The organism is Mesorhizobium sp. WSM3224, assembly GCF_000427725.1.
Taxonomy (GTDB): Bacteria; Pseudomonadota; Alphaproteobacteria; order Rhizobiales; family Rhizobiaceae; genus Mesorhizobium.
Genome location: NZ_ATYO01000006.1, coordinates 201,229 through 223,396, shown reverse-complemented (window position 1 = coordinate 223,396; position 22,168 = coordinate 201,229). Strand labels below are relative to the sequence as shown.

At 63.4% G+C, this 22,168-nt stretch carries 18 protein-coding genes and 1 pseudogene; 15 read left to right on the top strand and 4 right to left on the bottom strand.

What is annotated here, in order from left to right; genetic code table 11:
• Positions 1-59: 59 nt before the first annotated feature.
• A pseudogene (locus YU3_RS36470) lies at positions 60-961 on the top strand (metallophosphoesterase).
• A gap of 230 nt (positions 962-1,191) precedes the next feature.
• Here YU3_RS36470 and YU3_RS36465 read toward each other — a convergent pair.
• A complete protein-coding gene (locus YU3_RS36465) occupies positions 1,192-1,881 on the bottom strand; it encodes a glutathione S-transferase family protein (protein WP_051333932.1) in 690 nt (229 codons plus the stop codon).
• Between the two features lie 48 nt (positions 1,882-1,929).
• Positions 1,930-3,183, bottom strand: coding sequence for a cellulase family glycosylhydrolase (locus YU3_RS0113325; protein ID WP_027166720.1), 1,254 nt, complete (start codon positions 3,181-3,183; stop codon positions 1,930-1,932).
• Positions 3,184-3,235: 52 nt separating this feature from the next.
• Between YU3_RS0113325 and ybgC the strand changes: the two genes are divergently transcribed.
• The 9 genes from ybgC to ftsH all read left to right on the top strand — a co-directional run bounded on the left by ybgC (position 3,236) and on the right by ftsH (position 13,264).
• On the top strand, positions 3,236-3,706 hold the full coding sequence (gene ybgC, locus YU3_RS0113320; RefSeq protein ID WP_027166719.1) for a tol-pal system-associated acyl-CoA thioesterase: 471 nt from the start codon (positions 3,236-3,238) through the stop codon (positions 3,704-3,706).
• Between the two features lie 313 nt (positions 3,707-4,019).
• A complete protein-coding gene (gene tolQ / locus YU3_RS0113315; protein ID WP_027166718.1) occupies positions 4,020-4,730 on the top strand; it encodes a protein TolQ in 711 nt (236 codons plus the stop codon).
• Positions 4,731-4,739: 9 nt separating this feature from the next.
• The gene (gene tolR, locus YU3_RS0113310) at positions 4,740-5,201 is read left to right on the top strand and encodes a protein TolR (RefSeq protein ID WP_027166717.1); all 462 of its coding nucleotides are present in this window, start codon (positions 4,740-4,742) and stop codon (positions 5,199-5,201) included.
• Between the two features lie 7 nt (positions 5,202-5,208).
• A complete protein-coding gene (locus YU3_RS0113305) occupies positions 5,209-6,363 on the top strand; it encodes a TonB family protein (RefSeq protein WP_027166716.1) in 1,155 nt (384 codons plus the stop codon).
• Between the two features lie 68 nt (positions 6,364-6,431).
• Positions 6,432-7,724 (top strand): Tol-Pal system beta propeller repeat protein TolB, encoded by a 1,293-nt coding sequence (gene tolB, locus YU3_RS0113300; protein ID WP_245273501.1) that lies wholly within the window; start codon positions 6,432-6,434, stop codon positions 7,722-7,724.
• Positions 7,725-7,959: 235 nt separating this feature from the next.
• A complete protein-coding gene (gene pal / locus YU3_RS0113295) occupies positions 7,960-8,466 on the top strand; it encodes a peptidoglycan-associated lipoprotein Pal (protein WP_027166714.1) in 507 nt (168 codons plus the stop codon).
• 219 nt (positions 8,467-8,685) lie between these two features.
• A complete protein-coding gene (gene ybgF / locus YU3_RS0113290; protein ID WP_027166713.1) occupies positions 8,686-9,855 on the top strand; it encodes a tol-pal system protein YbgF in 1,170 nt (389 codons plus the stop codon).
• Positions 9,849-11,225, top strand: coding sequence for a tRNA lysidine(34) synthetase TilS (tilS, locus tag YU3_RS0113285; protein WP_027166712.1), 1,377 nt, complete (start codon positions 9,849-9,851; stop codon positions 11,223-11,225). Before ybgF ends, tilS begins: the two co-directional genes overlap by 7 nt.
• A 104-nt stretch (positions 11,226-11,329) precedes the next feature.
• Positions 11,330-13,264 carry an ATP-dependent zinc metalloprotease FtsH gene (gene ftsH, locus YU3_RS0113280; protein WP_027166711.1) on the top strand — a complete coding sequence of 645 codons (1,935 nt, stop codon included), beginning with the start codon at positions 11,330-11,332 and terminating at the stop codon, positions 13,262-13,264.
• A gap of 426 nt (positions 13,265-13,690) precedes the next feature.
• On the opposite strand, the gene YU3_RS0113275 is transcribed toward ftsH, so the two are convergent.
• Complete coding sequence (locus tag YU3_RS0113275; protein WP_027166710.1) at positions 13,691-14,584, bottom strand: hypothetical protein; 894 nt, start codon at positions 14,582-14,584, stop codon at positions 13,691-13,693.
• Between the two features lie 370 nt (positions 14,585-14,954).
• Between YU3_RS0113275 and glmM the strand changes: the two genes are divergently transcribed.
• From glmM to serA, 5 genes are all read left to right on the top strand, one after another.
• Positions 14,955-16,307, top strand: coding sequence for a phosphoglucosamine mutase (gene glmM, locus YU3_RS0113270; RefSeq protein ID WP_027166709.1), 1,353 nt, complete (start codon positions 14,955-14,957; stop codon positions 16,305-16,307).
• Between the two features lie 219 nt (positions 16,308-16,526).
• Positions 16,527-17,345 (top strand): outer membrane protein, encoded by an 819-nt coding sequence (locus YU3_RS0113265; RefSeq protein WP_027166708.1) that lies wholly within the window; start codon positions 16,527-16,529, stop codon positions 17,343-17,345.
• Between the two features lie 205 nt (positions 17,346-17,550).
• Entirely contained in the window at positions 17,551-18,324 is a 774-nt protein-coding gene (locus tag YU3_RS0113260; protein ID WP_027166707.1) for an outer membrane protein, read from the top strand.
• A 191-nt stretch (positions 18,325-18,515) separates the two neighbouring features.
• Entirely contained in the window at positions 18,516-19,691 is a 1,176-nt protein-coding gene (locus YU3_RS0113255; RefSeq protein ID WP_027166706.1) for a phosphoserine transaminase, read from the top strand.
• Positions 19,692-19,756: 65 nt separating this feature from the next.
• Positions 19,757-21,358, top strand: coding sequence for a phosphoglycerate dehydrogenase (serA, locus tag YU3_RS0113250; RefSeq protein ID WP_027166705.1), 1,602 nt, complete (start codon positions 19,757-19,759; stop codon positions 21,356-21,358).
• Positions 21,359-21,604: 246 nt separating this feature from the next.
• Here serA and YU3_RS36460 read toward each other — a convergent pair whose 3' ends face one another.
• Positions 21,605-22,024, bottom strand: a complete 420-nt coding sequence (locus tag YU3_RS36460) for an SH3 domain-containing protein (RefSeq protein WP_051333931.1) — start codon at positions 22,022-22,024, stop codon at positions 21,605-21,607.
• Between the last annotated feature and the right edge of the window lie 144 nt (positions 22,025-22,168).

Genomic DNA, 22,168 nt, shown 5'->3' with positions numbered 1-22,168 from the left:
GCAATTGCGGCCTTTAAGGCACGCTTACCGGATGCAATCCCAAGGGGCTTGGGCGATCTATGATCACCAGACGTGGTTTCCTGCGCGTTGTCGGCAGCTCGGCCTTCACCCTGGCGTCGCTCGGTGCCTATGCGGTCGGCATCGAGCCGATGCTGCTGACCCATGTGAAGCGCTACACGCTGACCCCGCCGCATTGGCCGGCCGGGCTCAAGCTGCGCGTCGTGGCGCTGGCCGACATCCATGCCTGCCGGCCGTGGATGACGCCGGAACGGATCGCAGCGCTTGCCGCGGAGGCCAATGCGCTGCAGCCGGACCTCATCGTGCTGCTGGGCGACTATACCGCCGGAACCAAGATCGTGACGGGCCGGGTGCGCGTGACGGAATGGGCGAGGCCTTGTCGGGGCTGAAGGTGCCGCTCGGCGTGCTGTCGATCCTCGGCAATCACGACTGGTGGACGGATTTTTTTGCCCAGCGCGCCGAAGCCGGGCCGACCCAGTCACGCAAGGCGCTCGAGCATGTAGGCATCCCGGTGCTGGAAAACGATGTCGTGCGGCTGGAAAAGGACGGACATGGTTTCTGGATCGCCGGGCTTGCCGATCAGCTGGCGCTGCTGCCGAACAAGGCCAGGGGCCGCGACAGTTTCCAGGGTCTCGACGATCTCGACGGCACCTTGGCCAAGGTGCAAGGAAGCGAGCCGGTTATCCTGCTCGCGCATGAGCCCGACATTTTTCCGAAAGTGCCATGGCGGGTTTCCTTGACGTTGTCCGGGCATACGCATGGCGGACAGGTGCGGCTGCTCGGCTATTCGCCGGTCGTGCCTTCGGCCTATGGTAACCGCTTCGCCTATGGCCATGTCGTGGAAAACGACCGCAACCTGATCGTGTCCGGCGGGCTGGGCTTCAGCATCGTCCCGGTGCGTTTCGGGGTGCGGCCGGAGATCCTGCAGATCGATCTCGGCTAAAGCGCGTCGCGTCGAAACGGATTCAGGCGACGCGCTTTAAGTCTTTGTTTTGATGCATGTCGTTGTCCCAGAACCGCTGCGCACTTCTGGGCGACATGCATTAGAGCTCCCATTAAAGCGCGTCGCGTCGAAACGGGTTCAGGCGACGCGCTTTAAGCCTTTGTTTTGATGCATGTCGTTCTCCCAAAACCGCTGCGCACTTTTGGGCGACATGCATTAGTCTAATTTCTCTAGGTGGCGTGGATGGGAGTGCCGTCGGCTTCGTAGCCGGTGATGCCAGGTTCCCACCACAGCACCGGATTGTTCCGGAAGCTGGCGCGATCTTCCATCCTGCTCACAAGCGCACGGATTTTCGGATGCCCGTCAAGCCGGGTATCGAGGTCCAGGGGCCGGTTGGCAATGAAGCGAAGGTGGCAGGCGAGAAAAATGTCCTGGACCGACACGACCTTGCCGAAAAATCCCTCGCCGCCGCGGTCGATCCGCTCCTCCAGCCATCCGATCAGATGGGCAATGCGCTCGGCGCAGCGCGTCAAATGCGAATTGCCGCGATGCCTGACTCCGGACCATTGCATCTGGCTGATCGTCGTTGCGGCGGTGCCCAAAGTCTGGATCGAAGCAAAGAGCAATCGGTCCTGCCATTCCGATCTCGCCCGCCACATCGACGACGCCAGAACCGGCTCACTGCCGACACGCTGCGGATAGGTGGCAAGCAGATACTCGGCGATCACACCGCTTTCCCAAAGTGTCAGATCGCCATCGCGTAACGTCGGGACTTGAAGCGCAGGGGTCCATTCGGCGCGAGACGCTGCAGATGGCGTCGTCGTCTCCTCCTGGCGCTCATAGTCGAGGCCGATTTCGTCCAGCACGACACGAGTGCCGCGCGCGAAAGGTGATCCGGTCGTATAAAGCAGCGAGCGCATAGCCTAATCCCCCCGATGCCAACGCGGAATTGGTAGCATCGCTGGTGACTAACGCGGAAGCTGGCGGATTACGTCCATCACGTCGGGTTCCGCCTTCTCGCCGTCGAACGCATCGACGACGCCGAAGGCGCCGCCATAGCTCCAGACCGACCAGGAAAAGCCATGCGCCTCGGCGCGGGCGATCATGTCGCGCACATAGGCCGCGCGGTATCCGGCCGGCATGACAAAGCCGTTGCCATAGTCCTTGCGGATCATGCCGAATTCGCCGAGCGTGATATCCTGCGGCTTGATGCCGTTGGCCTTCGCCCAGGCGTCGACGGTCGTGAACGGCGCATCCATGACGGCGAGCAGCTTTTCGGGACTGTCCATCGTCGCCACCTGCTCGTCGAGATAGGCGAGCAGGCCGCTCTGCCGCGCCCAGGGCGCCTCGGCCCTGATCCGGTCGCGGATCGTGTCCAGCGTCAGGTCCAATCGCGCCTTCGGAATAGCCGTCAGCGGGTAGGGCAGGCCGGTGACATATTGGATGAAGTCGCCGGCCCAGCTCGCGCCCTGATGCGTCAAAAGGAACGGGTCGTAGGAGTGGAAGGTCCAGATGATGTTGTCGTCCGCGATCGCCTTGGGGTCGATCCTGGCCAGCGACTCCGCGTTTGAATAGCAGCCGCCGGTCAGGATCAGCGTGAGCCTTGTGGCGGAGGCGCGCGCGGCGGCGAACAATTGCTTCTGGCGGTCGGGCCAGAGATTGGTGCCGTTCTCGTCGCAGTCGACCAGCGGCTCATTCATCAACTCGAGCGCGACAAGCTTCGGATCTTCCTTTGCCAGCGTCCGCGCCATCTTGCGCACCAGCTCGGTATAGGCATCCAGGGCGGCCGGGTCGTGCATGACCTCGCTCATGCCGATCTTGCGGTTGCCGCCAGCGGGGATCAGATGCAAGTCGACGATCACCTTGAGGCCGGAGCGATTGATCATGCGCGCCGAGTCCAGGACGCTGGCATAGAGGTCGTCGCGAAGATCTGTGGTCCGGTCCGAAAGAAAGGGCGAGGGATCGACCGGCATGCGCAGGAAGTCGAGGCCGGCATCCTTGAGCGCCTTGAGGTCGTCCTCCTTGAGGAATTTTCGCCACTCCGGATAAGGCAAGATCGCCTGGCGCTCGCCCCATTTGTCCTCGGCCGGCCAGGTGACCCACTGGTCGAGATTGAGGCCGCGCTTCATCGAGAATGTCGCCGCCCCGGCTGGCAGCGCCAGCACGCCAAGCGCAAGCAGCGCTGCCATCAGGGTCTTGATCATCATGCCCAACAGTGCCATCCCGTTCCCGCGCGAGAACACCTGCCCGTTCAGACCAGAAAAGGAAAGCGCGATGGACGATCATGGTGAATCGGCGGCGCTCAGCGCCGGGCTTTCCGGAACTTTGACGGATTTCGGCCACCGGCTGATGGCCAGGGTCTACTATGCCGACACCGATTTTTCCGGCGTCGTCTATCATGCGCGCTATCTCGAGTTCCTCGAACGCGGCCGTTCAGATTACCTGAGGCTCACCGGCGTGCATCATACCGAGCTTTTGGACGGCAAGCATGGCGAGCGCATCGTCTGGGTGGTGCGGCGCATGGAGATCGACTTCCGCTCGCCGGCGCGCATGGACGACATCCTCACCATCGACACCCGCACCGACGATATTTCCGGCGCGCGCATCTTCATGGGGCAGCAATTGAAGCGCGGCGGCGATGTGCTGGTCGAGGCCATGGTCGAAGCGGCGATTGTCGGCGAAAGCGGCCGGCCGAAGCGGTTTCCAAAGGAATGGATTGCCGCCTTCATGCCTCGGCCAAGCTGATATTCAGGTGAGGCCGGCCTGACCTGAATCTCAGCTTGCCCTTGCGTCGCGCCTCGCCCACCGGCCCAACCAAGCGCGGCAATGCGCCGCGCCCTACACACTAACCCATCCTTAACCATAACGGTTCATGAAGGAATTGGCGAAGATTGGCGCAATTCGTGCGCCTTCCTTTCACCAATATTTGCCTCGAAAAGGCCGCGGAACGGTGCATTCGGGGCTTGTCCCGCAAGCTTCAAGCTTCGCGCGATCGGACCAAAGGGATGCCCATGGGCCAGCCGCCAGCGATGCCCGGAAAATCTTAAGGACTTAAGTCATGGAAAACATCGCACTCGCCGAACCGGGCGCGCATCTGTCGATCTGGGCCCTGTTCATGCAGGCGGGCTGGGTGGTCAAGCTGGTCATGATCGGCCTGCTCTGCGCCTCGATCTGGACCTGGGCGATCATCATCGACAAGCTTGTCGCCTATAGCCGCATGCGGCTGGCGCTCAACCGCTTCGAGCAGATTTTCTGGTCCGGCCAGTCGCTCGAGGACCTTTACCGCACGCTGTCCGACCGCAAGACCACCGGCATGGGCGCGATCTTCGTTGCCGCCATGCGCGAATGGAAGAAGAGTTTCGAAAAAGGTGCGAAATCGGCGCTGGCGCTGCAGACCCGTATCGACAAGGCGATGGACCTGGCGCTGACACGCGAGATGGAGAAGCTGGAGGGTCGCCTCGGCTTTCTCGCCACCACCGGGTCGGCCGCCCCCTTCATCGGCCTGTTCGGCACCGTCATCGGCATCATGACGTCGTTCCAGGCGATCGCGGCCTCGAAGAACACCAGCCTTTCGGTCGTAGCGCCCGGCATCGCGGAAGCGCTGCTGGCGACGGCGATCGGCCTGCTCGCGGCCATTCCCGCCGTCATCGCCTACAACAAGCTGTCATCGGACGCGAACAAGCTCGGCATGCGCATGGAAGGGTTCGCGGACGAGTTTTCCGCCATACTCTCGCGCCAAATCGATGAAAAAGTAGCGCAGAAGGCCTGAGGAACGATCATGGGGATGACTGCTGCTGGCGCAGGTGGCTCGGGGCGAGGCGGACGCGGTCATAGGCGCCGTGGCCGCCACCATGCGCTGATATCCGAAATCAACGTCACGCCGATGGTCGACGTGATGCTGGTGCTGCTGATCATCTTCATGGTCGCGGCGCCGCTTTTGACCGTGGGCGTGCCGATCGACCTGCCCGACACGCAGGCCAAGGCGATGAATGTCGACACGCAGCCGATCACCGTGTCGATCAACGCCGCCGGTCAGATCTATCTGCAGGAAACCGAAATCCCGATCGACGAGCTGGTGGCCAAGTTGCAGGCGATTTCCAAGACCGGCTATGACGAGCGCATCTTCATCCGCGGCGACAAGCTGACCGACTACGGCACGGCGATGAAGGTGATGGCCCGCATTTCGGCGGCCGGCTATAAGAATATCGGCCTGGTCTCGCTGCAGGAACAGGATCAGTAGACGCCAAATGCGGACCGGCCTCACCTCATCGGTGATCTTGCATACGGTGGCGCTGGCCTTCGGGCTGTTCTCGCTGTCGTCGCCGCCGGCCATGCCGGCCGCGGACGTGGAGTCCGTGGCGGTCGACATCGTGCCCATGGAAGCCGTGCCGCAGACGCTGCAGGGCGACAAGAAGTCGGTGATGCATGAAAAGCCGGCGCCGCTGCCGACCAAGCGTCCCGATATCGTGCCCAATGCCCAGAAGGTCGGCGAGAACACCGTCGACACCGACAAGCCGGTGACGGACGAAGCCAAGCCGAAGCCGGTCGAGAAGACCGCGGCGCCGCCGCCGGCGCCGACACCGAAAGAGAAGCCGGCGGTGGAAGACGTGCCGAAGCCGCAGGAGAAGCCGAAGCCGACGCCTGCAACGGAGGTCGCGCCGACGCCGACGCCGAAGGAAGAGGTCAAGCCCGAGCCGGTCAAGCAGACGGAACCCAAGCCGACGCCGGCCAAGGAGCCCACGCCCGCGCCGCCGAAGGACACGACCGCCGCTATCCAGAAGGAAGAGGTCAAGCCCGACGCCGTCGCCGAGGCGATCTCACAGGACCAACCGACGGACGAGGCGAAGCTGCCGGATTCAGCCCCTGCGCCGGAGGCGCGGCCGAAGCCGCAGCCCGCTCCGGCCGAGAGCGCCAAGGCGCCGGAACGCAAGGACGCTGAAAAGCCCGTCAAGGAAGCCTCCTCGAAGCCGAAGTCGGACGACAAGCAGTTCAATGCCGATGAGATTTCTGCCCTGCTGGACAAGCAGAAGCCGTCCGGCGGCGGCGCCAAACGCTCGACCCAGCAGGCCTCGCTCGGCGGCGAAAAGGACCAGGGCCAGAAGCTGTCGAAGTCGGAGGAAGGGGCTCTGCGCGATCAGCTTGCGGGTTGCTGGACCTTTCCGGCGGGCATGGAGGCCTCGGATGACCTGACAGCTGTGATTTCGTTCAATCTCGACGCCTCGGGCAAGCTGGACGGCCGGCCTGTCGTCGAGAAATCGAGCGGGAATCGCCAGGTCGACGAAAGCGCGGTGCGCGCTATCCAGAAATGCGACATGGCCGGCCTACAGGTTCCTGCCGGAAAGCAGGATATCTGGGGGCAGATCAAGGTCACTTTCGATCCGAGGGAAATGCTTGGCCTCTGAGGCCTGCCCTCCGCACACTCAGTGAAGAGAAGCGAGAAGACATGAAATTTATCCTCAAGCCGCTCCTGATGGTCGCGACAATGGCATTGGGTTCCATGGTTGGCGCCGCAGCCCCGGCATGGGCCCTGGTCGAGATCAACGTCAACAAGGGCAATGTCGAACCGCTGCCGATCGCCATCACGGATTTCCAGTCCGGTGATGCACTCGGCGCCCAGATCACGGAGATCGTGACGGCCGACCTGAAGCGTTCCGGCCTGTTCGCGCCGATCGACAAGAGCGCTTTCATTGAGAAGATCTCGGGTCCGGACGCCACGCCGCGCTTCGAGGACTGGAAGGTGATCAATGCGCAGGCGCTGGTCACCGGCAGCGTCGGCAAGGAAGCTGACGGCCGCATCCGCGCCCAGTACCGGCTGTGGGATACGTTCGCTGGCCAGCAGATGGCGGGCGAGCAGTTCTTCGCCAACGATGCCAACACCAGGCGCGTCGCCCATATCATCGCCGACGCCATCTATGAGCGGATCACCGGCGAAAAGGGCTATTTCGACACCCGCGTCGTCTTCGTCGACGAATCCGGCGCCAAGAACGCGCGCAAGAAGCGCCTCGCCATCATGGACCAGGACGGCGCCAATGTGCGCTATCTGTCCGACGGCCGCGCGATCGTTCTGACGCCGCGTTTCTCGCCGAACCGGCAGGAAATCACCTACATGTCCTATGAGAGCGGACAGCCGAAGGTCTACCTGCTGCAGATCGAGACCGGCCAGCGCGAGCTGGTGGGCAATTTCCCCGGCATGACGTTTGCGCCGCGCTTCTCGCCCGATGGCCAGAAGGTGATCATGAGCCTGCTGCGCGACGACGGCAACTCCAACATCTTCGCCATGGATCTGCGAAGCCGCTCGACGACGCGGCTCACCGATTCGACCGCCATCGACACCTCGCCGTCCTATTCGCCGGACGGCTCGCAGATCGTCTTCACCTCCGACCGTGGCGGCGGCAGCGGCCGCTCGCAAATCTACGTCATGGGAGCGGACGGCTCCAATCCGCACCGCATCTCCTTCGGCGAGGGCGTCTATTCGACCCCTGTCTGGTCGCCGCGCGGCGACCTGATCGCCTTCACCAAGCAGAGCGGCGGCGAGTTCCAGATCGGCGTCATGAAGACCGACGGCTCGGGCGAGCGCATCCTGTCCTCCGGCTTCCAGCAGGAGGGCCCGACCTGGGCGCCGAACGGTCGCGTGCTGATGTTCTTCCGCGATTCCGCCGGCGGACCGAAGCTTGTCTCGGTCGATCTCACCGGCCGCAACGAACAGCAGATTCCGACCGCGAACTATGCTTCGGATCCGGCCTGGTCGCCGTTGCTGGAATAGTGTCGCATTTGTCTGAGAACCATGGAAAAGAGGCCTTTCTGGCCTCTTTTTTCACAAGCCGGTCGCGTTTTGGCCGCATTTCCGCCTACGGTCCGCACGCAATGTGAGACCGGCAAAAACGGCCGCGGACGGCGGCTCGAAACCAAAAATTAACCCTGTTTCTTGAACGGCGGTTAACCCAAACGTGGTTACTGGGTGATCAACGAAATCACTCGAATACGAAGGAGAGGGCGGCATGGGCCGTATCGCAGCACTTACGAGAAACCCGGCGATGATCGCGCTGGTGGCGCTTCTCGCCATCACCGGTTGCGCATCGAAGAAGACCCCGAACAGCGCGGCCGATCTCGGCCTCAACGGCGCCGGGGCCGCCACGCCGGGCTCCGCGCAGGATTTCACCGTCAACATCGGTGACCGTATCTTCTTCGACACCGATTCCGCGTCGATCCGCGCCGATGCTCAGACAACGCTCGGTCGTCAAGCGCAGTGGCTCAACCAGTACCGGCAGTACGCGATCGTCATCGAAGGCCATGCCGACGAGCGCGGCACGCGTGAGTACAATCTGGCGCTGGGCGCCCGCCGCGCCGCCGCCACTCGCGACTTCCTGGTCTCCAAGGGCGTCTCCGCCGGCCGCCTGAAGACGATCTCCTACGGCAAGGAGCGCCCGGTCGCGGTCTGCGACGACATCTCCTGCTGGTCGCAGAACCGCCGTGCCGTCACCACGCTGTCTGGCGCTGGTTCCTAAGATCCCGCCGCCGCGGCGGGCGCTTCGGCGCGGCGTCACGGGCGACAAAAATACAACAGTTGGAAATGAAAGGCGGCCGCAGGGCCGCCTTTTTCATATGCGACAAACCGAAACAAAATTTGGCCGAAGTCTCGCGTCCTGCTATGAGCGCGAGGGCGCTTCCTCCCCAGTTTTGATTTGGAAAGGCGCATCAGGCCAACACCCACCGCGAGAGACAGAATGCATTTCAGAACGGTCCTGAGCGGCACGCTTGCGCTGCTGCTCGTATCAAGCCTCCCAAGCCTGGCCGCGCCGGCCGACAACACCGGGCAGGCCTCCGACAGAGGGTTCACCTTCCATCTGCCGACGCTCGGCATCTTCGGCGACAAGAAGAAGCCGGAACAGGCGCAGGTCGCGCAACAGGAAGGCGGCGCCGGCATGACTGGTCTGGAGGACCAGCTTCGCCAGATGAACGGCAAGATCGAGGAGCTCAATTTCCAGATCCTGCAGATGCAGGAACAGATGCGAAAGCAGCAGGAAGACAATGAGTTCCGCTTCCAGCAGCTCGAGGGCGGCACGCAAGGAGGCGCCAAACCGGCCGGGCAGAAGAAATCGGAAGCCGCGCCCCCGGACGGGAACAGCAACAACGGGAACAGCAATCTCGGCGATGCCGGCACCGGTCAATCCGGTACCGGCGACGCCGGAACCGATAACAGCGTCGCCCGAGCCCCGGCGACGCAGGCGCCAGCCGACACCGGTGGGCAAAACGGCGACGGCAAGAGCGTCGGCGACGTCATCGTGGAATCGCAGACCGGCGATCCCGGCAAGCTGATCACCGGCGCGCCGCCGAAGAATTTCGGCACCATCACCGTCGACAAGAACGGCAACGTCGTCAACGCCGAGACCGGCCCGCAGGCCAGCGCGCCGGCGGAGGCTCCCGCGGCCACGGCAAACGCTCCTTCCGCCGAAACACCGGCCAAGAAGAGCAAGTCCGGCGGCACCGAAGTCGCCGCCCTGCCGTCGACCAACGATCCCGACGAGCTCTATCGCAACTCCTACCAGTTCATCCTGTCGGGCGACTATCCGACCGCCGAGCAGGGTTTCCGCGACCATATTTCCCGCTTCCCCAAGGACGCCAAGGCGGCGGACGCGCATTACTGGCTGGGCGAGTCGCTGCTCGGTCAGCAGAAATACCGCGACGCGGCCGAAGTCTTCCTCGCCGCCAGCAAGGACTATCCGAAGGCCAAGAAGGCGCCCGACATGCTGCTAAAGCTCGGCGTCTCGCTGGTCGGCCTGAAGCAGAACGACGTGGCCTGCGCCACCTTCAGCGAAATCGGCAAGCGCTACCCCGACGTTTCCGGCACGCTCAAGGAACGCATCAAGCAGGAAAAGGCCCTGGCGTCGTGCTGACGGCCGACATCAAACCTGACCTTTCAGACTGCCTTTTTTCCGACCTGGACTTCTCGAACGGCGCCGTTGCGGCCGTATCCGGCGGCAGCGATTCGACCGCCCTGCTCCTTCTCCTCAAAGATTACCTCGACCGGACCGCATCGACCGCCAGGCTGCTCGCGGTGACGGTCGATCACGGCTTGCGTCCCGGTTCCGCCGCCGAAGCGCGGCTCGTCGCCCGCTTTTGTGTCGAGCGCGGCATTGCGCATCGCATTCTTGCCTGGAGCGGCGACAAGCCCGCCAGCGGGCTGCCGGCCGCCGCGCGCGAGGCGCGCTACAATCTGCTTGCCGCGGCGGCCGACGCCGCAGGCATCAAGCTGATCCTGACCGGCCACACCGCCGACGACCAGGCGGAGACGGTGCTGATGCGGCAGGCACGCGACGATGACGGCCGCGGTGTCGCCGGCATGGCGCCCGCCACGCTTCACGACTGGCGGACCTGGATCGTCCGGCCGCTGCTCGGCACACGGCGCGCGGCGCTGCGCGACATGCTGCGGCGCCGCGACATCGGCTGGATCGAGGACCCGACCAATGTCGATGTCCGCTTCGAGCGGCCGCGCGTGCGCGCGGCGCTCGCTCAGGGCGAGGGCGAACAGCGCATCGCGGGAGCGCTGGCACGGGCCGCCCGGGCGGCCGTCGAACGCGAGGATTTCGGCCATCGCGCAGCTCTGCTGATCGGCGCCTTTGCCAGCATGCCGGTGCCGGGCCTTGTCCGCCTCGACCGCGGTTTTGCCGCGCATGAGGACAGCCAAGCCGCCATCTATGCGCTGCGCATCCTGCTGGCCACCGTAGGCGGGGTATCGTTTCCGGCCGATGAGGCGCGCTGCGCCGCGCTGTTTTCCCGCCTGCGGTCCGCGCCGCTTCGTGCCACATTGTCGCGGACGGTGATCGACGCGCGGCGAACCGGCATTTTCCTTCGCCGTGAGAGGCGCGACCTACCCGTCGCCGCGCCGCCGGTGGACAACCGGCTTTGGGACAACAGGCGGCGCATCACTTTGAAAGACGGGCCGGGCGACTTGGTGATCGCGCCGCTGGGGCCCGCCGCCGCCAGGCGGGCAGCGTTGAGCGAGGATATTCCGCCAAGCCTTTCACGCGCTGCACTTGCAGCGGAGCCCTCGCTGTGGGCCGGAGGCGAATGCCTTGATTTTGCTGGTGGCAATGCCGGCCCGCAATCGGTCTCGATCGTTCCTGCGGTAGCCCCTTTCCAGCGCTTCCTGCCTTCCTTCGACATCGAGCCCGCCGCTGCGGTTGCGGCGCTTGTCGGCGCGCCGCCGCTGCCGGCGCCGCCATTCCATGGACATGATGGCGGTGGAGGGTGGGCGAAAGCTTAACCGATACGTGCTGTTCTGCTTGGCAATGGGGGGCGCTCTCCCTATGTTAGGCCCAAGCTTCTCCATCATCGTGGGTCCGCGCGCGGGCCCCAACGGGACAATAGATGAATCCGAATTATCGCAACCTCGCGCTCTGGGCGATCATAGCGGTCCTGCTCATAGCCCTGTTCAATCTTTTCCAGACGCCGCAGACGCGTGGTGCCACGACGGATATCGCCTATTCGCAGTTCCTGCAGGATGTCTCCTCCGGGCGCGTCAAGAGCGTGACCATCGCCGGCGCCCGGATCTTCGGCAACTACACGGACAACGCCAACGGCTTCCAGACCTATTCGCCCGGCGACCCGTCGCTTGTCTCCAGGCTGCAGGACAAGAACGTCACCATCACCGCCAAGCCTGAAACCGACGGCTCCAATTCGCTGTTCGGCTATCTGATCTCGTGGCTGCCGATGATCCTGATCCTCGGCGTGTGGATATTCTTCATGCGCCAGATGCAATCCGGCTCCGGCCGCGCCATGGGCTTCGGCAAGTCGAAAGCCAAGCTTCTGACCGAGGCGCATGGCCGCGTCACCTTCCAGGACGTCGCCGGCGTCGACGAGGCCAAGGAGGACCTGGAGGAGATCGTCGAGTTCCTGCGCGATCCGCAGAAATTCCAGCGCCTCGGCGGCAAGATCCCGCGCGGCGTGCTGCTGGTCGGCCCTCCCGGTACCGGCAAGACGCTGCTCGCCCGCTCGGTCGCCGGCGAGGCCAACGTGCCGTTCTTCACCATTTCCGGCTCGGACTTCGTCGAGATGTTCGTCGGCGTCGGCGCATCGCGTGTGCGCGACATGTTCGACCAGGCCAAGAAGAACGCGCCCTGCATCATCTTCATCGACGAAATCGACGCCGTCGGCCGCCATCGCGGCGCCGGCCTCGGCGGCGGCAATGACGAGCGCGAGCAGACGCTCAACCAGCTGCTGGTCGAGATGGACGGCTTCGAATCCAACGAGAGCATCATCCTGATCGCCGCCACCAACCGGCCCGACGTGCTCGACCCGGCGCTGCTGAGGCCAGGCCGTTTCGACCGTCAGGTGGTGGTGCCGAACCCCGACATCGTCGGCCGCGAGAAGATCCTCAAGGTGCATGTGCGCAACGTACCGCTGGCGCCCAATGTCGACCTCAAGGTCGTGGCCCGCGGCACGCCGGGCTTCTCCGGCGCCGACCTGATGAACCTCGTCAACGAATCCGCGCTGATGGCGGCGCGGCGCAACAAGCGCCTCGTCACCATGGCTGAGTTCGAGGACGCCAAGGACAAGATCATGATGGGCGCCGAGCGCCGCTCGTCGGCCATGACCCAGGCCGAGAAGGAGCTGACCGCCTATCACGAGGCCGGCCACGCCATACTGGCGCTCAACGTGCCGTCGGCCGATCCGTTGCACAAGGCCACCATCATCCCGCGTGGCCGGGCGCTCGGCATGGTCATGCAGTTGCCGGAAGGCGACCGCTATTCGATGAGCTACAAATACATGATCTCGCGCCTCGCCATCATGATGGGCGGCCGCGTCGCCGAAGAGTTCAAGTTCGGCAAGGAGAACATCACGTCGGGTGCCTCCTCCGACATCGAGCAGGCGACCAAGCTGGCGCGCGCCATGGTCACGCGCTGGGGCTTTTCCGACAAACTCGGCCATGTCGCCTATGGCGACAACCAGGAAGAGGTCTTCCTTGGGCATTCGGTGGCGCGCACGCAGAACATCTCGGAAGAGACCGCGCAGATCATCGACGCCGAAGTGCGCCGCCTGATCGACGAGGCCTATTCGACAGCGAAGTCGATCCTGACCAAGAAGAAGAAGGAATGGATCGCGCTGGCGCAGGGCCTGCTCGAATACGAGACGCTGTCCGGCGAAGAGATCAAGCAGCTGATCGCGGGGCAGAAGCCCGCCCGCGACCTTGGCGACGACACTCCGCCCAGCCGTGGTTCGGCCGTGCCGAAGGCCGGCACCGGCGGCCGCCGCAAGAAAGGCCCCGAGCCCGAAGGCGGCATGGAGCCGCAGCCGTCGAGCTGAGGACGAGCGAACACATACAATAGGCGCCGCGGATCAAACCGCGGCGTTTTTGTTTGGTTGGGAGCGTCGAAGGCGGCCAAGCCGATCTCTCGGCTCGCGTCGCCTGCGCTCCATCTTCAAGGCCGGTGCTGCCCCTCATTGCCCTGCCGGGCATTTCTCCCCGTGAACGGGGAGAAAAGAGGCTGGCCGCTTCCTCGGTGCTCATCCTACAACGCTGATGATTGGCGAAACACGCCGAGACAGCGTCCTTCTCCCCGTTTACGGGGAGAAGATGGCGGCAGCCAGATGAGGGGCGGCGCCAACGCCGGAAGATATGCCTGCTTCCTATGATCCGGTATGTTGCGGCTTCGCGCTTCGTAGACGGCAAACAAAAAGCCCGCGCATCTTGCGATGCGCGGGCTTTTTCCGGAGATAGCTGCTAAGCGATCAGCTCTTCAGCTTGGCATTGCAGAGGCTGTAGAAGCCGCCGCCCTTCTGGATCCACTTCAGGCCGTTCAGCGTGTTGGCCTCCTTGTTGGCGTAGTATTGCTCGAGGCAGGTGTGCATGCGGCCCTTGGCCGGGGTCTCGGTGGCGAACTTCGGCGAGATCGCCTTCGGGAAGCTCACGCCCTTCGGCGCCGCAACGGACGGCTTCGCCGGCTCGTTGGTGTAGGTCGCTTCCGTCGGAGCCGGCACGGTGTCGTCATCGTCGGCGGCGGCGCCGCATTCGGCCTTGCGGAAGTCGTTCCATTTCATGCCGTTGAGCTTGTTGGCGGTCTTGGCAGCCTGGTACTTGGTGCTGCATTCGGCCATGCTCAAGCCCTTGCCGCCATCGGCGGCCGCGGTCGAGGTCTTGGTCGTCTTGGCAGGCTTGGCGTCGGTGGCGGGCGCGGTGGCAGCCGCGGCGGTTGCGCCAGGACCGCACTCGGCCTTGCGGAAGTCGTTCCACTTCATGCCGTTCAGCGTGCCGCCGGATTTTGCAGCCTGGTACTTGGCGCTGCATTCCTTGGAACTCAGGCCCTTGGCTGCGTCATCGGCAGCGGCGGCCGTCTTTGTCTTCTTGGCAGGCTTGGTATCGGCAGCCTTGGTATCGGTCGCCGCCTTCGTATCGGTCGCCGCCTTCGTATCGGTCGCCGCCTTGGTGTCGGTCGCGGCGGATGCGTCGGTGCCGCACTGGGCCTTGCGGAACTGGTTCCAGGTCTGGCCAGCGAGCGTTCCCGCATCCTTGGCCGCATTATACTTGGTGCTGCACTCGGCCATGGTCAGCGCGTTGGCTGGCGCCGCCAGGAACAAGGTCGCGACGGCGATCCCCGTCAAAGCCGCAAGTCTATGAATAAGCATGGCGTTTTCTCCCTTTGCTGCCGCCAGTAAGTGTCCCTATGCCAAAATCAATAGCGCTCAATGTCCGGTTGCGCCAGATGCTACCAGAACGGACGCCGTCACAAAGTGTGTTTGCTCCCGATAAGGTGATGAATTGCTTGCGGGTTCGCCGGCAGCCAAGCTTTTCCAACGGATACGCGGCCGAAAAGCATCGCGCTGGCAGGTGTAGCGGCGCTAAATCAAAGGTGGTAGTAGGCTGTCGAATCACCTGCGCCGTCCGCGACAATGATTTTCTAAGGATTGGTAATATACAATTACGAAATTTGATGATCGGATGCGGCCCAATTGTGGCAATACGGGCGGCTGAAAACCGACGGGGACTGTAAGGAACATGACAGGTCAGTATTTCGGCACCGACGGTATCCGCGGGCGCGCCAACAAATTTCCGATGACGGCCGAGATCGCCATGCGTGTCGGCATGGCCGCCGGGCTGTCGTTCCAGCGCGGCAATCATCGTCACCGCGTCGTGCTCGGCAAGGACACGCGGCTTTCCGGCTACATGATCGAGAACGCGATGGTGGCGGGCCTGTGTGCCGCCGGCATGGACGTCTTCCTGCTCGGCCCCATACCGACACCGGCCGTCGCCATGCTGGTGCGCTCGCTGCGCGCCGATATCGGCGTGATGATCTCGGCCTCGCACAATCCTTATTACGACAACGGCATCAAGCTGTTCGGGCCCGACGGCTACAAGCTCTCTGACGAGATCGAGGAGCGCATCGAGGGCATGCTCGACAAGGACATCGAGCTGGCGCTCGCCGATTCCGACGGGCTCGGCCGCGCCAAGCGCGTCGATGGCGTGCATGACCGCTATATCGAATTCGCCAAGCGCACACTGCCGCGCTCGATGTCGCTTTCGGGCCTGAGGATCGTCGTCGATTGCGCGAATGGCGCGTCCTACAAGGTGGCGCCCGAGGCGCTGTGGGAACTCGGCGCCGAGGTCGTGGCGATCAATGTCGAGCCGAACGGCTTCAACATCAACAAGGAGTGCGGCTCGACCCATCCGGCCGGCCTGCAGAAGAAGGTGCACGAGGTGCGCGCCGACATCGGCATCGCGCTCGACGGCGACGCCGACCGCGTCGTCATCGTCGACGAGAACGGAGCGATTGTCGATGGCGACCAGATCATGGCGCTGATCGCCGAATCCTGGCACCAGAGCGGACGGCTGGCCGGCGGCGGCGTCGTCTCCACCGTGATGTCCAATCTCGGGCTGGAGCGCTTCCTCGGCGACATGAAATTGCAGCTGCACCGTACCAAGGTCGGCGACCGCTATGTCGTCGAGCATATGCGGGCGCATGGCTTGAACGTCGGCGGCGAACAGTCCGGCCACATCGTGCTTTCCGATTTCTCGACCACCGGCGACGGGCTGGTCTCGGCGCTGCAGGTGCTGGCCTGCATCAAGCGGCAGAACCGCCCGGTCAGCGAGCTGTCGAAGAAGTTCGAGCCGGTGCCGCAGCTGCTGAAGAATGTCCGCATCTCCGGCGGCAAGCCGCTGGAGGAAGCGCCGGTCAAGGCGGCGATCGAAGAGGGGCGCAACCGGCTTGGCAAGTCCGGCCGCCTCGTCATCCGGCCCTCGGGCACCGAGCCGCTCATCCGCGTCATGGCCGAGGGCGACGACCCGCAGCTGGTCGAGGCGGTCGTCAACGACATCGTCGGCATCCTCCAGGAAAACCGCAGCGCCGCCTGAGATTGCCGCTACGCCGGCCTGCAGCAACGAGCCCGCCGTCCGGCGGGCTTTTTGTTTGCACTCCGAGGAGGGCCCGCACACCTGGTTTCTAGTTAAAATTGCATAGATTCGTGGTTAATCGATACGGTTAAACGGCTTTTAACCTTTGCAATTCATTATCCAAACCCGAGGTCAATCACTTCGGGCGGTGTCGTCCCGAGGCTTCTTAGGGGTGACAGAATGTTCAAGACAGCAAGAATGGCATTGCTTGCCGCGCTGTTCGCGGGGATAGCCGGCCCGGCTCTCGCCGCCGATCTCGCGGAACCGCTTTCGGTCGAGCCGGCGCCGCCGCCAGTCGTCGAGGCGCAGCCGGTCGATTTTGGCGGCTGGTACATCCGCGGCGACATCGACTATCACAAGTCGACTTTGCGCGGCATCAACTACATTACTTATGGCCCACCGCCAGGCAGCAATGATTTCGATTTCGGCAAGCTCAAGGGCGGCTTCTCGCTCGGCGGCGGTGTCGGCTACAAGATCAATGATTACTTCCGTACCGATCTGACCGCCGACTACTGGTTCAAGTCGAACTTCAACGGCCAGACCTCTGATCTGACCACGGTGTCGACCGAGGTGTCGAAGATGAGCGCCCTGCTGCTGCTCGCCAACGCCTATGTCGATATCGGTACCTATCACGGCATCACGCCTTACGTGGGCGCCGGCATCGGCGGCGCGCACATCAAGTGGGACACGGTCCACGATCCGAACACCACCGAGACCAATCCTGGTTCGTCCAACTGGCGTTTCGCTTACGCCCTCATGGCCGGCGCTTCCTACTGCTTGACCGACAGGGTGATTCTCGATGCGGGCTACCGCTTCACCCATATCCAGGGCGGGCGCATGTTCGAGTTCGATACAAGCAGTTCCGGGCCAGGCTTTGACGGCGGCATCAACACCCACGAAGTGCGCGGCGGCCTGCGCTACCAGTTCGGCGGCAACAATGGCTGCGCCGCACCGGTGGTCGCCTACCAGCCGGAACCGGAACCGATCTACACCAAGTAATCGCTTCCAGTTATACTGAAATTCGTCAGCCGCCCGGCGTCAGCCGGGCGGTTTTCGCTTTTTGCACCCACCGCTAAAATCCGATCGAAATCAATTCGGTAACCGGCTGTTATCCTTAACCGCCACTTAACCACTATGGTTAACAATGGCTCCTTGAAACGGCGCTCGCGTTTGCGGCTGGCGCCAATTTCGGGAGCCGGGGACCATGATATCCAGATTGCGTGTCGCGTCAGCGCTTGCCGCAGCCATCCTGTTGCCGATGACGCCGGCGCTTGCGGCCGATTACGATCCGCCGGTCTACGCCGACCAGGCGCCGGACTACCAGCCGGTCGAGGTCGGCTCGGGCTGGTACCTGCGCGGCGATGTCTCCTATCTGGCTCAGAAGAGCTTCGAAAATGGGGATTTCACCTTCCCGGTAACGATCGCCAACGAAAGCTTTAGCGAGAGCGAGGACGCATATTTCGCGAGCATCGGCTTCGGATATCATTTCAACGATTATCTCCGCGCCGATCTCAACCTGGGCTATCTGCCCGGCAACAAAGCCAGCTTCAGCTATGACGATACAGCAACCGCGACGCCGTCGATCGTGGCATCGGGAAATCTCAAGAATTATGCGGTCACAGGCATACTCAACGGCTATGTCGATCTCGGCACATATGTCGGCATCACGCCTTATATCGGCGCTGGCATCGGCGTTGTCCGAAGCACGCGCAAGCTTTCAGCGCGCTATGACGATCTCAATGTCCCCGCCAACAGCTTCACCGTACAGGACAACAAGTCTCAATATTCTCTGGCATATACGCTGAATGCGGGTCTTGCTTATCAGGTATCCAAGAATGTCTTGGTCGACCTAGGATATCAATATTTCTCCGCGCCTAACGCAGAGTATGTCACCGCCGCCAGCCCGAATTCGTTCCCTGTCCGCAAGGGCATCAGCAATCACCAGGTCAAGCTCGGCCTGCGCTACGACCTCTGGTAGGCGGAGCAGGCGGCCCGATACCGATGGCGGATCGCGAGATCCGCCATTTCCGTTTTTTACGCGGCGCTCGAAGGCGAGCATCCCGCCAGCGACAAAAATTTTGCTCTTGACGCCGAAAGCGTGAGCGCATATCGCCGTCCGTGGGCCACCCCTCCCCAACGAGGGGCCACTATCTGGAAGGATAGACCACGATGACGACACCTACCAAGCCCGGACTCCGTCCGGCAAACCCCAATTTCTCTTCAGGTCCCTGCGCAAAACGCCCCGGCTGGTCGGTCGAGGCGCTGTCGAAGGCCGCGCTCGGGCGCTCCCATCGCGCCAAGATCGGCCAGAGCAAGCTCGAGCAGGCAATCGAGCTGACGCGGGAAGTTCTCCGAGTTCCAGCCGATTATCGCATCGGCATCGTGCCGGCGTCCGACACCGGCGCGGTCGAGATGGCGCTGTGGTCGCTGCTCGGCGAGCGCGGCGTCGACATGGTCGCCTGGGAAAGTTTTGGCTCCGGCTGGGTGACGGATGTCGCCAAGCAGCTCAAGCTCGCCGACATGCGCAAGTTCGAGGCCGGCTACGGCAAGCTGCCCGACCTGACGCAGGTCGATTTCGATCGCGATGTCGTCTTTACCTGGAACGGCACGACGTCCGGCGTGCGCGTGCCGAACGGCGATTTCATCCCGGCCGACCGCAAGGGCTTGACCATCTGCGACGCGACCTCGGCCGCTTTTGCCCAGCGGCTCGATTTCGCAAAACTCGATGTCGTCACCTTCTCCTGGCAGAAAGTGCTGGGCGGCGAGGGCGCGCACGGCATGCTGATCCTGTCGCCCCGCGCGGTCGAGCGGCTGGAGACCTACAAGCCGGCCTGGCCATTGCCGAAGATCTTCCGCCTGACCTCGGGCGGCAAGCTGATCGAAGGCATCTTCAAGGGCGAGACCATCAATACGCCGTCGATGCTGTGCGTCGAGGACTATCTCGACGCGCTCAACTGGGCGAAGTCGATCGGCGGGCTCGAGGCGCTCATTGCCCGCGCGGACGCCAACGCCGCGGTGCTCGACCGGTTCGCCGGCAAGTCGGCGTGGCTCGGCCATCTCGCCGTCGAGCCGGCAACGCGCTCGAACACGTCGGTCTGTCTCTCGTTCACCGATCCTGACGTGGCGGCGCTCGATGCCGACGGGCAGGCGGCCTTCGCCAAGGGGATCGTGTCTTTGCTCGACAAGGAAGGCGTCGCCTACGACATCGGTTCCTATCGCGACGCGCCGCCCGGCCTGCGCATCTGGTGCGGCGCCACTGTCGAGACCGCTGATCTCGAAGCGTTGCTGCCCTGGCTCGATTGGGCCTTCGCCACGCAGAAGGCGTCGCTCAAGGCCGCGGCCTGAGTTTTCATGGCGGCCCGCGGGCCGCCATTTCCCGACACATCCATTTCCACGTCAAGGAGGCCGTTATGGCGCCCCGCGTTCTCGTTTCGGATAAACTTTCCACCACCGCCGTGCAGATATTCAAGGATCGCGGCATCGATGTCGACTACTTGCCCGATCTCGGCAAGGACAAGGAAAAGCTGCTCGAAGTCATCGGCCAATATGACGGCCTCGCCATCCGCTCGGCGACCAAGGTCACCGAGAAGCTGATCAATGCGGCAACCCGGCTCAAGGTCGTCGGCCGCGCCGGTATCGGCGTCGACAATGTCGATATCCCTGCTGCCAGCCGCAGGGGCATCATCGTGATGAACACGCCCTTCGGCAATTCGATCACCACGGCCGAGCATGCGGTGGCGATGATCTTCGCGCTGGCGCGGCAGATCCCGGAAGCCAATGCCTCGACCCATGCCGGCAAATGGGAAAAGAACCGCTTCATGGGTGTCGAGATCACCAGCAAGACGCTGGGTGTGATCGGCTGCGGCAATATCGGCTCGATCGTCGCCACGCGCGGCGTCGGGCTCAAGATGCATGTGATTGCTTTCGACCCGTTCCTGTCGGACAGCCGCGCCGAGGAGCTCGGCGTCCAGAAGGTCGAGCTCGACGAGCTCTTCGCCCGCGCCGACTTCATCACACTGCACACGCCGCTGACCGACAAGACGCGCAACATCATCGATGCCGCCGCGATCGCCAAGATGAAGGACGGCGTGCGCATCATCAACTGCGCGCGCGGCGGGCTGGTCGTCGAGGCCGATCTGGTCGCGGCGCTGAAGAGCGGCAAGGTGGCGGGCGCCGGCATCGACGTGTTCGAAGCCGAACCGGCCGAGCAGAACGCCCTGTTCGGCATGGAGAATGTCGTGGCCACGCCGCATCTCGGCGCCTCGACCGCGGAAGCACAGGAGAATGTCGCGCTGCAGGTCGCCGAGCAGATGAGCGACTATCTGATCAAGGGCGCGGTTTCCAACGCCATCAACATGCCGTCGATCACCGCCGAGGAGGCGCCGCGGCTGAAGCCCTTCGTCAAGCTCGCCGAAGTGCTCGGCGCCTTTGTCGGCCAGGTCACCGAGGATCCGATCAAGGAGGTCGAGATACTGTTCGACGGCTCGACCGCGACGATGAACACGCGCGCGCTGATCAGCGCCGCCCTTGCCGGCCTGATCCGGCCGCAGGTCTCGGACGTCAACATGGTGTCGGCGCCGATCATGGTGAAGGAGCGCGGCATCATCGTCGCCGAGGTCAAGCGCGACAAGTCGGGCGTCTTCGACGGCTATATCAAGCTCACCGTCAAGACCGAGCACATGGAGCGCTCGATCGCCGGCACGTGCTTTTCCGACCACAAGCCGCGCTTCATCCAGATCAAGGGCATCAACCTCGACGCCGAGGTTGGCCAGCACATGCTCTACACCACCAATGCCGACGCGCCCGGCATCATCGGCCTGCTCGGCACCGTCTGCGGCGAGAACGGCGTCAACATCGCCAACTTCCAGCTCGGCCGCAACCGTCCGGGCGGCGACGCGATCGCGCTGCTTTACCTCGACGCGCCCTTCCCGGAAAAGGTGCTGGAGCAGGTGCGGGCGCATGCGTCGATCGACTCGGCCAAGCCGCTGCATTTCGACGTCGGCAGCGCATGAACGGCCATTGCCCTAAAGCGTGTCGCGCTGAAAGGGATTCAGGCGACACGCTTTAAGTCTTTGTTTTTATGCATGTCGTTGTCCCAGAACCGCTGCACACTTCTGGGCGACATGCTTTAAGTCTTTGATTTTAAGCATGTCTTTGTCCCGAAACCGGTTCCACTTTCGGGAGACATGCTTTAGTGAAAAACGCCCCGCTTGCCGGTGCAGGCGGGGCGTTTCGATAGATTCAGATCTTGTCCAACTTCACTTGCAGGGGAAGCCGGGCGCGATCTTGCATTGCGGCTTGTGAGGCTTGGGAGGGCGCGGCCGGTGCGGCTTATGCGGCGGCCAATGCGGCCTGTGCGGACGGTAATGCGGCGGGCGAATGACGATACGCGGCTGCACGATCACGGGCCGCACGATGTGGGACCGCTCGAGGTAGCCAGCGCTCGCCCAGCCATGGATACCGGCCGCGCGAATCGAGCACCAGCTGTCCTCGCAATGGAAGAGCTCAACCCTTTGGCCGGCCGGCAAGGTTGCGATCCTGGCATAGTGCGCGCCCGGGCCGCTGCGGACATTCAGCGACGTCGTGGTGTGGGCGATGCTGGCCGCCGAAGCCGATACGCAAAAGGCCGTGAGGCCAAAAAGGGCTGCGATCAGCGCCAAAAACATCCGGAAATTCATGGTCCCTCCATCCAAGCCGGAGCGATTCACCGTGAACCGCCCTGACTCTGGGTCTGACGCAATTCCGGGCGGAAAGGCTTAGTGCGAACTAGCCGAGCCCAACCGTGTCACACTTTCCTGGAATTGCTTAAAATAGCTCGACCT